This is a genomic window from Ochrobactrum teleogrylli, assembly GCF_006376685.1.
Lineage (GTDB): Bacteria > Pseudomonadota > Alphaproteobacteria > Rhizobiales > Rhizobiaceae > Brucella > Brucella teleogrylli.
Map to the genome: position 1 here is coordinate 19490 of NZ_VEWL01000020.1, position 14778 is coordinate 34267.

Genomic DNA, 14778 nt, shown 5'->3' on the forward strand with positions numbered 1-14778 from the left:
GCAGAACTTGAGAATGATCAATCCTCCCTTTCCGCGACAATGTATGGCAGCTGCGAGAAGGCGTATTCCGCATCGCAGGCGAATATGTACATGCGCTGGGCAACCGCCAGAGTGTCTCTCGCTCGAAATGCCGCGAGAAGATCGCGCATTCCCTTCAGCACTATTTTCTGCGTATGCGGGTCTACCAGCGTCACGTGCCTTACGATCTCGACCTGGTCCGTGAAATGCTGAAGCATTTCACTAAGCCGACGGTTTGGGCAGGCTGATACCCAAAGCGCGCGAAATTCTGTATTTGCGGTAGCAAGCAAAAGGGAATCGCCCGTTTCAACGGCTTTAGAAGCCTGTTCAACAAGTGCGTCCATCCGGTCGAGGTCAGTCACACTGAGAACACGCGCCGCGTTAGCCGCTACTTGCGGCTCAATCAAGCGGCGGGCTTCGAAAATTTCGGCAATATCGGTCGCGTCTGGTTTTCGAACTTCGAAGCCACGAGTGGTGGATTGCACGTGCCCTTCTGAAGCGAGCTGCAATAACGCCTCGCGCACTGGCATCCGGGATATTCCGAGTTGTTTGGCAATTGTCACATCGACCAGCTTTGTCCCGTGCGGAAACGCACCATGTCGGATTTTTAATCGCAACTCATCATAAACCCTTTGACGAAGGCTTTCTCCTCCAGAGGTAACGGTAGGGCGATCCACATCCAAATTCTGCATACTGTATACCGTTTATAGAAATTTGATTTCGGGGTTTTTGGCAGGTAAATTCAGTAACTGGGGGCTTATCGGCGCATTTTATTCAATACAGCGCTATTCTACAATATGGAAACTGCATTCAAAAAGACATTTTTTACATTTTCTCTTGACGGAAGCGATGAGATAATTATCGTATGGGTATAAACAGAATACTGTTTTTGGGCGGAATAAGAGGAGTTCCGTCTGCGATAGGCCGCAAATGGAAGCAGCATTCGCAGAATGCCAGCCTTCAAAGGGGAGTAGTTATGACGTTTGAATTGACGCGCCGCCGCGCGCTTACCCTGTTTGGTGCGGGGCTGGGCGGAGCATTCCTGAATATGGGAACCGCCATCCGCGTTCTTGCTCAGGACAAGGACAGCATTACCATCGCGTGGCCGTCAGACGTGCCTTCATGGGATCCTTGCCAGCGCGTGCAGCCGGATGCCCAGCCAGTCTATAAGATGTTGTTTGAGCAGCCGGTTATGCAGGATGTAGACCTAAGCTTTGTTCCCGGTCTGCTGACCGAGTGGTCGCTAGCGGATGACGGGCTGTCGTTTGCGTTCAAGGTGCGCCAGGGTGTGACTTTCCATGACGGAAGCAAGCTGACTGCTCAGGACATTCGCTTCAACTGGTATGAGCGCGTTCGGGAAAGCCTGAATGGTGGAAACAAGATCGATACGGCTAATATCTGGAAGAATATTACTGATATTACGCTTGATGACGACTATTCGGGCGTGTTCCATTTCTCCAGCCCAATGCCCACAGCTGTGCAATGGCTGGCCTTTATGGCCAACTTTGTAGTTCCAAAGGATTACATAACCAAGGTCGGTATTGAGGCTTTTCGAGATAAGCCGATCGGCACGGGCCCGTACAGGCTGGTTGAATATCAAATCAACAGTCGTATGGTGTTTGAACGAAATGAGGATTATTGGGGCGAAAGGCCCGCGATGCGCCGTGTTATCGTGAATGTGGTGAAAGATCCTTCAGCGCGAGCTGCCGCGCTTCAATCGGGGCAGGCCGACCTCACGATTAACGTCCCGGTGCGCGAAGCCAAGCGTCTTGGCGCGGTCCCCGGTCTTGCCGCGGAAATCAATCCGGTGACACGCATAGTCCTCATCCAAATCCGCCATGACAATGCTGTGGCGGATCAAAATCTTCGTCTGGCTCTACATCACGCAATTGATAAAACGGCACTATCCCGCGCTTTCTTTGCAGGGGCGGCAGTTCCACTGGCAGTGCCGGTAACACCCGGTACTCCCGGCTACGTTTCCGACTTCACGTTCTCTTATGATCAGGCTCTAGCCCGTGAACTTCTAGAAAAATCTGGCTATGGTCCGGGTAAGCCAGCCAAAGTGAAGTTTGCAACCACAAACGGCCATTTTCCATCAGATTACGATATTGCGCGCGCGCTGGTGGCGATGTGGCAAAAGGTCGGGATTGAGGCTGAGCTGGAGGTGATCGAATATGCCAAATATTTCGAACTCAACCGCGGAGGTCGTCTGCCGGACCTGACCCTATATGCCTGGGATAACGCCACCGGCGACCCCGAAATCTTCACGGGTTATATGCTCAATCCAGATCTCCCATTCTCCGTTTGGCACGCGGAGGAGCCGGGACAGACCATTCGTGATCTGTTCAATACGGCCAATTACGAAAGCCGTATCGAAGGATATCGTGCAGTCAACCGGAAGGCAGTAGAAATGGGAGCGAGCATTCCTTTGTTACAGAGTGTCCAGACTTTGGTTCGAAAAGCGGATCTGGACTATAAGAAATTCCAGAACGGCTGGGTGCTTGGACAGACGTTGCGTTGGAAATAATCACGTTTCGCCGTGTGGCTTGTTTGAGCCTGCGGCTTTCCCCATCGAAGTTTTCAACGCTACGGATTTCTAATGTTCGCCACGATCCTAAAAATGGTCGTGAAACGGTTTCTGGTCGCGATCCCGACAGTTGTGATTGTCGCCATGCTGCTATTCTCCGTTTTACGCCTGCTTCCCGTCGATCCCGCAGCAATGTCACTGCCTCCGAACGCCACGGTGGCTGAGCTGGAGGCCATGCGCCATGAGATGGGACTGGACCAGCCTTTGCCGACACAGTTCGGTATCTGGATGGGCCAGATGTTAAGCGGGGATTTCGGCATGTCGATCCAGCTTCGCCAGCCAGTAAAGACACTGGTGGGTGAAGCGCTGCCGGCCACGATCGAACTTGCATTTTTGTCCATGATCGTGGCCGCGTTGTTGGGGATTGTCGGTGGGCTGGTAGCGTTTCATTTCCGTGGAACCTCCGGGGAAGCTGCTCTTGATGTCGGTTCCATAGCCCTTTTGTCACTGCCCGATTTCCTCCTGGCGCTGATCCTGATGCTGATATTCGGCGTCTGGCTTCAATGGCTGCCTTTCATGCTGCGTCTGGATCCAGGCATTGAACGACCAGTGGTTACGGGCTTTCTATTACTAGACACACTTTTGGTGGGAAGACCGGACGCTTTTTTCAGTGCATTGCGCCATATGCTTCTACCTTGCGCCGCACTTGGGATTGCTGCTGCTCCTGCAATTATGAGAGTGCTGCGCTCAAGTCTGCTCGATGTTTATCAGGAGGACTACATCCACCAGGCCCGGCTGCGTGGACTGAGCGAGCGAAAAGTGCTGGTCAGTCACGCGCTTAAGAATGCAATCCTGCCGACCCTTGGTCTTATGGGAGTCCAGTTTGGTTTTCTGTTCGGGGGCACTTTACTTGTAGAGATGATTTTCTCCTACCCCGGTCTTGGCAATCTGATGATCGATGCGATCCGCAACGTCGATCTGCCCGTCATTCAGACCGTAGGGCTGACCTATTGCATTATGGCATTGATGATTTCGCTGGTGGTCGATGCACTATACCTCGTCCTGAACCCCAGACTGAGGACGCGCTGAGTCATGAAACGATTTCCCCTTTGGCTTAAAAACGGACGCAGTCTCATCGGGTTCGCTATCCTGATGTTTATAGCACTGGCTGCTGTGCTGGCTCCCATACTGGCGCCACACGATCCAAACGAACAAAACCTCATCGCTGCGCTGCTGCCGCCATTTTGGGTTGAGGGTTCTGACCCCGCCCATATGTTTGGAACAGACAGCCTTGGTCGCGACACTCTTTCGCGTCTCCTTTACGGTGCGCGTGTTGCAATGGTTGTTGCGGTTTTTGCCACCGCAGGGGCCACACTTCTCGGAGCTGTACTGGCTCATGTGGCCGGCTATTGCGGCGGCTGGGTAGATTGGCTGATCGGTCGGATCATTGATGTCTGGCTTTCTTTTCCGCCGGTGGTTCTTTCCCTGATCCTCATGGTTGGCCTAGGCTCAGGTCTCTTCAATGTGATCCTTGCCATTATCTTGGTGGATTGGACGCGGTTCTGCCGTGTTCTGCGGGCGGAAGTAATGGTAGTAAGCCATCGGGATTATGTCGCGGCGGCCCGATTGCTAGGCTTCTCACATCTTCGAACGGTGTTGCGCGAAGTTCTGCCAGCAACCTTGCCGCTGCTCATTACATTGATGAGCCTGGAGATGGGGGTTGCTGTGGTGGTTGAGGCAATCTTGTCCTTCGCGGGCATGAGCGTCGGCAACGAGGTGCCTGCCTGGGGCCAAATGATAGCCGATGCGCGTCAGGATATCTATACCGCGCCATGGAGCTTGTTACTCCCGGCATTCGTCGTTTTTCTGACGGTATTTGGCTTCAACATACTCGGCGACGGGCTTCGCCGCAGCATCGACACTCGCTTGACCCAGACGGAGCGCGCCTGACATGAGTTTGCTTGAGGTTGAACAGGTTTCGGTCAAACTGGCCAATGCCAAAGGTGAGTTCACTGTCCTCGACAGCCTGAGCTTTACGCTGCAGCGCGGTAAAGTTCTGGGTCTCGTCGGCGAGTCCGGCGCTGGCAAATCGATGATAGGCCGCACCATTGCCCAATTGCTGCCGGATGGCTTTGCTGCGGGCGGCGGAAAACTGCATTTTGATGGGCGTGACATGCTCGCGCTCAGTGATGCCGAACGGCGTCACCTTCTTGGACGCGATATTGCATTTATTCCCCAGGAACCACTGGCGGCTTTGAATCCGTCGCTGACAATCGGCCAGCAAATCCGCGAGCATATGGCCCATATTGCAGCAGCGCCGCGGCGTAGTTCGACCGCAAACTGGCGGACTGATGCTGTCGAGGCCCTGGAAGGTGTGCATTTGCACGATCCATCAGGCGTGCTGGAGAAATATCCACATCAGCTTTCAGGTGGCATGTGTCAGCGTGTGTTGATTGCAATGGCTTTTCTCAGCAAGCCCAAATTGCTGATTGCGGATGAGCCGACGACCGCCCTTGATGTTTCAGTTCAGGCAAGGATCGTTGCCCTGATCAGGGAAATGCAGGCGCGCTATGGCACCGCCGTAATCTTTATCACGCATGACCTGAGGCTGGCTCGGGATATCTGTGACGATGTGTTGGTGCTATATGCTGGCAAACAGGTCGAAGCAGGCACGGCTTGCCAAATTTTCGACAGTCCAGCCCATCCTTACACACGAGCTCTGCAACTAGCCATTCCGCCGACGGCTTCCGAACGGCGCGGACTGTTCATTCTTCCTGATCGTATGCCGGGTTTGATGAGCCTGGGCGAGATCACGGGTTGTTCCTTTGCATCCAGATGCCCGGTCGCGCAACCACGATGTTCAATTCAACGCCCACCTGCCGTTGAGGTTTGCATTGGCCACAAATCAAACTGCTTCGAGCCTGAGACTACCTCCGCAATTGAAGCTCCGCCGCCGCCGCAACACCACAAGCGAGACGCTTCCGCTGTACCTCTGTTAAGCGCCCGTGAAATCTCCCGAGCCTATGTCACCAAATCCAGATTGTTCCAAAAGGCGGAAGTTTTCCAGGCTGTGAAATCAGCCAGCTTCGATCTGGCCGCGGGCGAATTTCTTGGGGTTGTAGGCGAAAGCGGCAGCGGCAAGAGTACGCTCGCCCGTCTCCTTGCTGGCCTTGAAAAGACCAGTGGCGGCCACATGACACTGCTGGACCGTGATGTTAGCGGCAGCGACCGCGCAACCACTGCCTTCAGACGGTCACACATACAAATGGTATTTCAGGACCCGCAATCTGCGCTCAACCCCCGTCGGCGTGTAGGCGAGATCGTCACACAGGCAATGGAAGTCATGAACAGCAGTGCTGCTGACCGTGCAAGTCGCGCTGCCGAACTGCTGTCGGAGATTGGATTGTCGCCCGAAATGGCGCACCGCTATCCATCGCAAATGTCCGGGGGACAGAAACAGCGTGTGAATATCGCACGCGCACTTTGTACGGTTCCGAGATTACTCATTGCCGACGAGATCGTATCGGGCCTGGATGTTTCGGTACAAGCTCAGCTTCTGGAGCTTCTTCGCCGACTGAGGACGGAGCGGGCATTGTCGATCATCTTGATATCGCACGACCTTTCGGTCGTTCGCTATCTTTGTGACCGTGTGCTGGTACTTTACCGCGGAGAAGTCGTTGAATCAGGGGATGTGGACAGCGTATTTGCCAGTCCGCAGGCCGAATATACGCGCACGCTTTTGGCAGCTATGCCGGGTGAACGACAGGTGACTGAAACGACGAAAACTTCGTTTCCTCTCGCGGTAGGCACGGCGTGAGTTTCCATTCCATCAAGCGGACGAGACCGATGAATGACAGAGATCGCGCTGGCGAGGCGATAGTATTGGATAATGGAGCAGGATGATGCGTCGTTTTTATACGGGACGCGACATGAAACGCATCCTTTCAGTCGACGAGATGCGGGCTGCCGCGCTGAAGCGGCTTCCGGCGCTGGTCGCTGAGTATCTTGAGGGCGGTGCAGAGGATGAAATCACGCTTTCACGCAATCGCGATGTATTCAGATCAGAGATATTTCGGCCTCGCGTGTTAAGGGGGCAGTCCACGCCCGACCTGACAGCGGGAGAGGCGCTTCTTCCTATCGCTATCGCCCCCACCGGCTTTGCCGGTTTGTTTGCACAAAAGGGCGATCTGGCGTTGGCGCGTGCTGCCAGAAGTGCGGGCGTTCCGATGTGCCAGAGCACGGTATCGAACGCCGCTTTGGAGGAACTGTCGCCCATCCTTGGTTCGCTGCACTGGATGCAGATTTATATCTTCCGCTCTCGTCCGTTTATGGAGCAGCTTTTGGAGCGTTGTGAAGCGGCTGGAATTCAACGGCTCGTCGTGACACTCGACGCCAGCATCTTTGGAAATCGGGAATGGGACCGGCGTTCCTACACAGCAGACGGCACGCCAAGGCTGAGCCGCAAGATTGAGGCCGTCCGACATCTTGAATGGCTTTTTAGTGTGTATCTGCCGGGGTTACCAACTTTCGGGAATCTTGCTGCGTTCTTGCCTGAAGGCAAGCGCGATCTGGCCTCTGCAACTGCATGGTCGCGAAACGAAATCGAAGATCGTCTCGACCGCTCCTGGTTCGATTGGCTTCGCGCGAACTGGCAAGGCGAACTTTGGATCAAGGGGGTTTTGCGCGGAGATGATGCTCGCATGCTGCTGGATGCTGGTGCGAATGGTATCGTGGTTTCCAACCACGGGGGTCGACAACTGGACGGAGCCGCAGCCAGTCTCGACGCGTTGAGTGAGGTTATGGTAGCCGCAAAGGGCGCGCCCGTGTGGCTCGACAGCGGCATCAGACGTGGTGCCGATATTGCCAAAGCGCTCATAAGGGGTGCGGACGGCGTATTGGTAGGCCGCGCCGCCTTATACGGCCTTGCGGCAGGCGGCGAGGCAGGAGTTGCCCGAGTGTTGCAAATGCTCGGAGAAGAGCTTGCAAGGGTGATGGCTATGCTCGGCGTCAGGGACATTGAAGCTCTGCGGGACCCGGATCTTCTGGCTCACTTTCAGCAAATTTGATCAATATAGCTACGACGGGATACGTTCGTGTGTTGCGCCGGGAGTTGCTCGGGTCAGTCATAGAAGATTGCGACTATGATCGGCCACCCCGCGCCGACATAATCGAGATCCTGAATGATCTTGCGGACGATCCGGCTCACGACAATCACCTTCGTGTCCTCGATGCGTGTTCTCTGAATGCCTTGACGAATTGCGGCATCGAAACCACTACGCCCATCTCAGCCACATGTGGACGAAAAGCGCGTCATCATCGATGGCACGTCACGCGGGGGCGAACTGGCCTTGCTATTGGGCGCTTATTGGGAAGAGTTTGCTGCGGTTATCGCTTGGGTTCCTGCGGCACATGTACATCCCGCTTTTAGTAGCAACGATGCTTTACGCGAACGCTCGACCTGGACATTGCACGGTAAGCCTTTGCCTTTCGTGCCTCCGGCAAAGCGGCAAAAAGGGCCGCGTGATGTCGATCTGCGAAGTGGTCATCCTGTGTCGCATATCGAGTTTTTACGGATGGCGGCATCCGAGCCATATTATACTGAAGCCGCCATTCCGGTTGAAAACATCAACGGGCCGATCTTACTGATCTCCGGGGGGGATAATGTCATGTGGCCATCGGCCTTCTTTGCCGACTGGGTGGTGGAGCGGTTAAAGCGGGCAGGTTTCGCCCATGACGTGCAGCATCTAAGTTATGAAAATGTGGGTCATACGATTGGTCCACCCCATGCTCCGGCAACTGTCCTTGAATCCTATGAAAAACGTTCGCCACTTCCTTATCTATATGGTGGCTTGCCGGAATTCATCGCCAAGGCGAGGGTGGATGTCTGGCCACAAGTTCTGAGGTTTCTTGAAAAAGTTAGTGCTTCGAACTGATAAACGAACGGGTTCAGCAACGAAACAACAATATGCTGTCTGAACCTGAATCGGGAGCCTGATTTAACTGGTACCTCGTGTTACCGTTTAGCGGTCAGATAGTACGTTGACTGGCAATCAGGTCCCCGTTTTGTCTGTGAGCTGTTGCGCTCGTCTAAATTCTTAGCTGCACGCGAACGTGTTAATGGCCAGACAGAACAAGAGTGCGTACTGGCAACATAACCGCCTGAATTCGCAAGATCATAGCGTGGACCAGTGCGGTTGCGTCAACGGCATGTAAGAATATTGATCGAAAGGTACCAGCCTTTCCCGAATGCAACTCCTCGTGATTGCTGGTGTAAGCGTTGGCAATGCAGCTGCTCCCAGGGGGTATGTCTGCCAATTGGCCTCCGTAAAGGGGTTCGAGCGTAACAGTGATCGTTCCGGGAGTTGAAAGCTGTTTTACATCAACGAGTTGGTCACTTGCCCGGACCTGTCCACCTGCAATCACATCCTGCACCTCGGTTACAACCATTGGGATGATGGTAAATGGTTTACCTATACAGGTTGCTTCCGCAATCATGCCAGGCTTCATGACTTGTGCTTCTATCTGTCCAAAACCAGCAACGAGGCCAATCCGACCCGCGGTTTCTGGAACGAGCACCCCGGCTGGTCGAAGGAGCGGGTTAACGACTTCGCCGACCCGGAGTGTAAATTGCTGAACAGTTCCACTTACACCCGCCTTAACGATAGTTTTATTAAGCTCGACGTTCGCTTGTTCAGCTGATGCAACCGCACTCGCTTTCTGTGCGGGAAGCAACGTAGCGAGTTTTGTTTCGAGCGTCTGTTTGGCGGCCGCCGCCGCGGCAAGCTCGCTGGCTTTACCATCAGCAATTGACTGCAGCCTTTCAACCTCGTTTCGGGCAGCAACGTTGCGACGTTGCAGTTCGGCTTGCGTGTTTACGTCATTCTTCGCTTGTAGGAATGCCGCCTCTGCCTGCTTGATGCGCGCGTCAGCTGCGACGAGATCACTTTTGGCGACGAGCATCTCAGCATCCAGCTCGGCGATACGCTTTTGCGCTGTTTCAAGTGCCGCCTTCTGCTCACTGTTATCCAGTTTGAACAGCGGCTCTCCAGCCTTGACCGTCTGATTTCGGGTTACATAAACCTGATCTACACGTCCACCTATTTCAGGAAGGATAGTTACCGTCCGGAATGCTGCTGTGGCATTAGACGTAGAGGGGTGAAAGTAAAAGATCATAGTAATCAAGGAGACTGTAAGGATTATGCAGGCGGTGATCCCCCATCTCAGTTCAAACCAAACGGAGTAAATTGTTATCTCTCGCCCTATCCGCTTCCCTTGACGATACCGACGGAACAGATAGTCCGGGAATATAGTGACCAATGAGCAAAGCAAAAACTCCAACATTATTGTTGCTCCTGCTTTTTCTCTTCGGTTTCACTGGCTGCATTATTGATGATTTGTGCGGTATTGGCAGTGTCCGTCATGGCGGGTGCGGCACCCGTCGACGGCCCCATGCCCGATGGGGGAGACGCACTCGTCTGAGTTGCCGCTATCGCTATAGCGTTAACTCCCTGTCGGGTGAGAATACGCAAAGATCTGGCCATCGAGGTAATTGGAGAAAGAAAATCCGGTAGCTCTGTCATCGCAATCAATAATGCTGCGATCCAAAAAATCTGGTTGTGGGTGAAGAGCGAGATCAGCCCCAGAACCGCAACCAACTGCATTTGAACCTTATGTGTCCGATGCGCGATATGTTCCGGCAGCGCGTGGAGCCTTAAGTATAGAATACCGGTTAAAAACACCACGCAAACAAGAAAGACGATCACGACGTTCAGGAGTACATCGGTCTGTCCAGGTGGAGTAATAAACGCAGGTAAATGCCCAACCGCCGCTTTATGCACGGCGCCCGATCCTTGATCCATGCTGATCCAGCTCCCCATGGTCGGCTCATGCCAAGCGCCTCATCAAAGATGATGACAATAAGGAGCGCTTTGATCCGCCAACTCTTCTGCTCGAGAATGCCAACGTAACCAAGTTATTCAATAGCGCTGATAATATACTCTAAATTCAAGGCGTCGTATAGTAGGACTTTATTGTTGTAGTTGGCGCCCATTAAAGACTGTGAAGAATGCAGAGCTAACTCTAGCGTGCTATGGTAGCACGAGGCTGACAGGGCGGTAGAAATGGCTTCCAGGTTTTTATCGATCGCCGGTCAGGGCGATGCACGCCACGGATGAAGCGGGGAGACGGAAGGCCATTCGGCGCGTCCATGTAGCAGAGATATTAGCTATAAAAAAATCGGAAATACATTATTATGTGACCGGGATGTAGGCTGAACGCTTTGCACAAATGAATAGCCATAGCACTTTCTTTGTCGTTACTTCAGTCTGCTAAAAACTGTCGCCGTATGAATGGTTCAGGCTTTTTCTTTGATGGCTTTGAACATGCAAGATGGGAGGTTGGGTTGACGCACCATGATTTCTCGTGCCGCAGTTATCAGCCTTACGGCCGTTTCCCTCAAGGCTTATGCGTCGACTATATATGGCGGGATGTTGACGTTCCCGGCCCGGAGAACTGACATGGGAACTGTGTTGGCCCTGCGAAATTGTGCGTTAGCGTTGGCCACATTGGCGGTGTTGTCCATTTTGCAGAGTTCCGGTTGGGCACAGGACGTTCCCTCGGCGATGCCGCCTGAGAAAGTAAGACAGCTACTCGAAGTGCTCAATGAGCCAGATGTTAAGGCGTGGCTGGAAAGCAAAGCCGCTCCGCCGCCCAAAACTGCACCGGCGCTTTCGGACACCTTTGCAAGTTGGGAAACAGCAGTTCGCAACCGTATCGCCGGGCTTATTGCTGCTGTGCCTCGCATACCCCATGAGCTGGCGGACGCTTCAGATGTAATCGCCCGTGACGTTAATAACGGCAGACCAGGCATGGTCGTCCTCATTCTGGCCGCGCTGATGGCCATGGGTTTTGGTGCTGAATGGCTGGTTCGGCGATGGTTGCCGAAGGACGCATTATTTTACGGGCGGAATTTTGTTCCACAAGCAATCTTGACCGATCTAGCTGCGTTGTTGACCTTTTCGTTGGCCAGTATCGGGTCATTCCTGATATTAGAATGGCCACCATTGTTACGGAGGGTTGTATTGACCCTCCTCGTATCTGTTATCGCCTTCCGCTTCGTTCGGTGCATCTGCACGCCGGCCTCTCTCCTCCTTGCTATTCAGTCTTCAGCGTCGCCTGATCAGTCATCTGATGAAATGGGAAATGCCACGCTTGCCGAACAGCAACCGACGGCGCGCTTCTGGAGCCGGCGCATTGCCGTTATGGCGGGAATTTTCTTGTTCGGCTGGGCAATCATCAGCATCATGCGCGCAGTCGGCTTTTCGCCAGAAGTTGCACAGATAGGGTCATTTCTGCTTGGCCTTGGACTGCTGCCTGTCGCGATTGAGGTGGTTTGGCGTCGTCCAGGCCCACGCCCATCGCCTTTGAAGGCTATGCTGCTTACCCTCTTTTTGATCGCCCTCTGGTTGATCTGGGTCGGTGGAATGCTGGGTCTCCTGTGGGTCGGCATCTATGCACTCGTGCTACCGCCCGTTCTGCGCGGTGTAGGTCGCTTGGCACAGGCATTTGCTGGTAATGATAAGCCAGCGGGCGCCGTCGGCGTGATATTCGATGTCATCGTCTCCAGAGGGGCAAGAGCGTTGGTCATTGGAGCAGCAGTCGTCTGGCTGGCCTATTTGTGGAAATTCAGCGCCGCGGCATTGTCTGGAAACGGACTCGGCGAACGCTTGGTCAACGGCCTTTTCAACGCCATCATCATCCTGGTCGTGGCCGACTTGCTTTGGCAGTTGTCGAAGGCGTTGATCGACTTTCAGTTAAGGCCGGTCGATCCAGCCGATAGCAGCGTCGCAGCGATAGCGCGTTCGGGCCGGCTGCGCACATTGCTACCGATATTTCGCAATGCGCTTGCCGCATTCATTGCCGTCGTGGCCGTGTTGACAATTTTATCGGGTATGGGCGTACAAATTCTGCCATTGATCGCAGGAGCCGGCATCTTCGGCGTTGCCATAGGCTTTGGCGCGCAAACGCTTGTCAAAGACGTCTTGAGCGGGGTTTTCTATATGCTCGATGACGCGTTCCGTGTCGGAGAGTATATCCAGAGCGGTTCGTACAAGGGAACGGTGGAATCCTTCAGTCTGCGCTCTATAAGACTGCGGCACCATCGCGGTCCGGTCTTCACTGTGCCGTTCGGCCAGCTTGGCGCTATTCAGAACATGAGCCGCGATTGGGTGATCGAAAAGATGACAATCGGGGTTACCCACGACTCTGACGTTGAACTGGCCCGCAAGCTGATCAAGAAGATCGGTCAGGAATTGGCGGAAGATCCCGAGTTCGCAGCCGATACGATCGAGCCGTTGAAGATGCAAGGTATCGATAGCTTCGGCGAGTATTCAATCATCCTGCGAACGAAACTGATGACCAAACCTGGGACACAGTTCGGCATAAAGCGCCGGGCCAACATGATGATCAAACAGGCTTTCGAAGAAAATGGCATTAAGATTGCTTATCCGAAAGTTCACGTGGAGGGGGGCAGTGAGACGGCTGCGGCAAGTCACGAGATCATGCGCAAGATGCACGCACAAGCAGCGGCAACAGAAGAAAAAACATAATTAATTTCAACTGCGTGAGCGCTGACGAGCTAGCATTACAGTTGCATATTTATTCAATGTCTGAATCTATGGGTCTCCATGCATCGGAGGTCATGGATGTCGGGTGCATCAATCGAGACGACGCTTGAGCTTTGGGCATCATCGTTGCGCGACGTGAAGGCTCGTATGCGCGGACTGTTTACGCAGGAGCGCGTTGCAGCCTCTGCGAACCTTTTCCTGGACGGTTTGCTGGGTGACGAGCGGCGGAAGACTGGTTGGATGCGTGCTGAGGCGGCCGGTGATCCCGGTCCGTGGCGGCAACAAGCCATTCTGGGACGCGGGCGCTGGGATGCAGATGAGCTGCGCAACATCGTACGAGAGTATGTCGTAGAAAACCTCGCCACGGATGATGCGGTCCTGGTCATCGACGAAACAGGCTTCCTCAAGCAGGGCAAGACATCAAGTGGTGTTGCCCGTCAGTATACAGGTTCGGCTGGCAAGATAACGAACTGCCAGATCGGTGTATTCGCCGCCTATGTGTCCGTTCGCGGTCATGCCTTTATCGATCGGGCCCTGTACTTGCCGAAGAGCTGGACCGGCGATCCGTCAAGGCTTGCAGCAACCCATGTTCCTGAGAATGTAGCCTTCACTACCAAACCAGGGCTGGCTATCGATATGATACAGCGTGCACTGGCAGCTGACGTGCCATTTTCATGGGTGGCTGGCGATGCGGTGTATGGCGTCGGGGAAATTGAAGGTTGTCTGCGCCGTGCCTGTAAAGGCTATGTTCTTGGTGTAAAATCCGATCATCACTTCGGATCCTGGGCTGGCAAGCCTCAGGTTGCTGGCACCGCGCAGAAGATCGCTTGTGATTTGGCTTCAGATGCATGGCAGCGTCTGTCCGCTGGCGAAGGCACGAAAGGCCCACGACTTCATGACTGGGCCTATTGTGAACTCGCCGATCTTGATGCTGACGAATATAATGAGACAGCTTCCGGGCTTTGGACCCGTGGCCTGCTGATCCGGCGCAATATCAGCGACGGTGAGCTTGCATTCTTCACCACATGGTGCCCGGCCGGGACGGACATCCAGACGCTTGTTTCCGTTGAAGGCCATCGCTGGGCAATCGAAGACAGCTTCGAGACCGCCAAGAACGAGCTTGGCCTTGATCACAACAAAACCCGGTCATGGCATGGCTGGCATCGTCATGTCTCCCTCGTCATGCTCGCCTTCGCCGTGATGGCGGTGATCCGGTGAGCCGAGGCGAGCTGAGCGAATCCGAATGGCGTGTTTTGAAGGATTTGCTTCCGATAGAAGCCGTCAATCGGGGACGGGCGCGTCGTCTGGAGCAAAATCGAGCAATCATCAACGACATACTTTGGAGACTTCGTTGCGGTACGCCGTGGCGGGATGTTCCACCCAAATACGGCAATTGGAATACGATCTATCGACGCTTTCGGCGCTGGAGCGAAGCCGGGGTGGGAGGCTGTTTCTATCACGCTCGCTGAGATCATGGCTAACAGCGGCCACTACAGCATCGATAGCACCACAGTTCGGGCCCATATTTCGGCAGCGGGCGGAAACGTATGGCCCGCCCCGTTGCAAGGGACAATTGGGTGATGGTGTGAACAGTCTGCACAAACGTAT

At 54.2% G+C, this 14778-nt stretch carries 11 protein-coding genes and 1 pseudogene; 9 read left to right on the plus strand and 3 right to left on the minus strand.

Features of this window, described 5'->3' with window-relative positions:
* Positions 1-17: 17 nt before the first annotated feature.
* The gene (locus FIC94_RS20915; protein ID WP_140026279.1) at positions 18-710 is read right to left on the minus strand and encodes a GntR family transcriptional regulator; all 693 of its coding nucleotides are present in this window, start codon (positions 708-710) and stop codon (positions 18-20) included.
* 284 nt (positions 711-994) lie between these two features.
* On the opposite strand from FIC94_RS20915, the gene FIC94_RS20920 reads away from it, so the two are divergent.
* The 6 genes from FIC94_RS20920 to FIC94_RS20945 all read left to right on the plus strand — a co-directional run bounded on the left by FIC94_RS20920 (position 995) and on the right by FIC94_RS20945 (position 8478).
* On the plus strand, positions 995-2545 hold the full coding sequence (locus tag FIC94_RS20920) for an ABC transporter substrate-binding protein (RefSeq protein WP_180918087.1): 1551 nt from the start codon (positions 995-997) through the stop codon (positions 2543-2545).
* 72 nt (positions 2546-2617) lie between these two features.
* Complete coding sequence (locus tag FIC94_RS20925) at positions 2618-3634, plus strand: ABC transporter permease (protein ID WP_210237314.1); 1017 nt, start codon at positions 2618-2620, stop codon at positions 3632-3634.
* Positions 3635-3637: 3 nt separating this feature from the next.
* On the plus strand, positions 3638-4495 hold the full coding sequence (locus FIC94_RS20930) for an ABC transporter permease (protein ID WP_140026282.1): 858 nt from the start codon (positions 3638-3640) through the stop codon (positions 4493-4495).
* Position 4496: 1 nt separating this feature from the next.
* Positions 4497-6362, plus strand: a complete 1866-nt coding sequence (locus tag FIC94_RS20935) for an ABC transporter ATP-binding protein (protein WP_140026284.1) — start codon at positions 4497-4499, stop codon at positions 6360-6362.
* Positions 6363-6474: 112 nt separating this feature from the next.
* The gene (locus FIC94_RS20940; RefSeq protein ID WP_180918089.1) at positions 6475-7611 is read left to right on the plus strand and encodes an alpha-hydroxy acid oxidase; all 1137 of its coding nucleotides are present in this window, start codon (positions 6475-6477) and stop codon (positions 7609-7611) included.
* A gap of 228 nt (positions 7612-7839) precedes the next feature.
* Entirely contained in the window at positions 7840-8478 is a 639-nt protein-coding gene (locus tag FIC94_RS20945; protein ID WP_180918091.1) for an acyl-CoA thioester hydrolase/BAAT C-terminal domain-containing protein, read from the plus strand.
* Between the two features lie 181 nt (positions 8479-8659).
* Here FIC94_RS20945 and FIC94_RS20950 read toward each other — a convergent pair whose 3' ends face one another.
* Together FIC94_RS20950 and FIC94_RS20955 are read right to left on the minus strand one after the other, a co-directional pair.
* Positions 8660-9886 carry an HlyD family secretion protein gene (locus tag FIC94_RS20950; protein ID WP_140026288.1) on the minus strand — a complete coding sequence of 409 codons (1227 nt, stop codon included), beginning with the start codon at positions 9884-9886 and terminating at the stop codon, positions 8660-8662.
* Positions 9886-10404, minus strand: a complete 519-nt coding sequence (locus tag FIC94_RS20955; protein WP_235892080.1) for a hypothetical protein — start codon at positions 10402-10404, stop codon at positions 9886-9888. Before FIC94_RS20955 ends, FIC94_RS20950 begins: the two co-directional genes overlap by 1 nt.
* 657 nt (positions 10405-11061) lie before the next feature.
* On the opposite strand from FIC94_RS20955, the gene FIC94_RS20960 reads away from it, so the two are divergent.
* The 3 genes and pseudogenes from FIC94_RS20960 to FIC94_RS20970 all read left to right on the plus strand — a co-directional run.
* Positions 11062-13152: a mechanosensitive ion channel family protein gene (locus FIC94_RS20960; protein WP_140026289.1), complete on the plus strand. Its 2091-nt coding sequence runs from the start codon at positions 11062-11064 to the stop codon at positions 13150-13152.
* 78 nt (positions 13153-13230) lie between these two features.
* Positions 13231-14388 (plus strand): IS701 family transposase, encoded by a 1158-nt coding sequence (locus FIC94_RS20965; RefSeq protein WP_371830938.1) that lies wholly within the window; start codon positions 13231-13233, stop codon positions 14386-14388.
* Positions 14385-14712: pseudogene (locus FIC94_RS20970) on the plus strand (transposase); the annotation flags it as partial. The gene FIC94_RS20965 and the pseudogene FIC94_RS20970, both read left to right, overlap by 4 nt.
* Positions 14713-14778: the final 66 nt, after the last annotated feature.

Coding starts and splice junctions, on each gene's coding strand:
- FIC94_RS20940 (WP_180918089.1), top strand. CDS start 6,475: ATGAAACGCATCCTTTCAGTCGACGAGATGCGGGCTGCCGCGCTGAAG.
- FIC94_RS20920 (WP_180918087.1), top strand. CDS start 995: ATGACGTTTGAATTGACGCGCCGCCGCGCGCTTACCCTGTTTGGTGCG.
- FIC94_RS20950 (WP_140026288.1), bottom strand. CDS start 9,886: ATGTTGGAGTTTTTGCTTTGCTCATTGGTCACTATATTCCCGGACTAT.
- FIC94_RS20965 (WP_371830938.1), top strand. CDS start 13,231: ATGCATCGGAGGTCATGGATGTCGGGTGCATCAATCGAGACGACGCTT.
- FIC94_RS20925 (WP_210237314.1), top strand. CDS start 2,618: ATGTTCGCCACGATCCTAAAAATGGTCGTGAAACGGTTTCTGGTCGCG.
- FIC94_RS20955 (WP_235892080.1), bottom strand. CDS start 10,404: ATGGATCAAGGATCGGGCGCCGTGCATAAAGCGGCGGTTGGGCATTTA.
- FIC94_RS20960 (WP_140026289.1), top strand. CDS start 11,062: ATGGGAACTGTGTTGGCCCTGCGAAATTGTGCGTTAGCGTTGGCCACA.
- FIC94_RS20915 (WP_140026279.1), bottom strand. CDS start 710: ATGCAGAATTTGGATGTGGATCGCCCTACCGTTACCTCTGGAGGAGAA.
- FIC94_RS20935 (WP_140026284.1), top strand. CDS start 4,497: ATGAGTTTGCTTGAGGTTGAACAGGTTTCGGTCAAACTGGCCAATGCC.
- FIC94_RS20930 (WP_140026282.1), top strand. CDS start 3,638: ATGAAACGATTTCCCCTTTGGCTTAAAAACGGACGCAGTCTCATCGGG.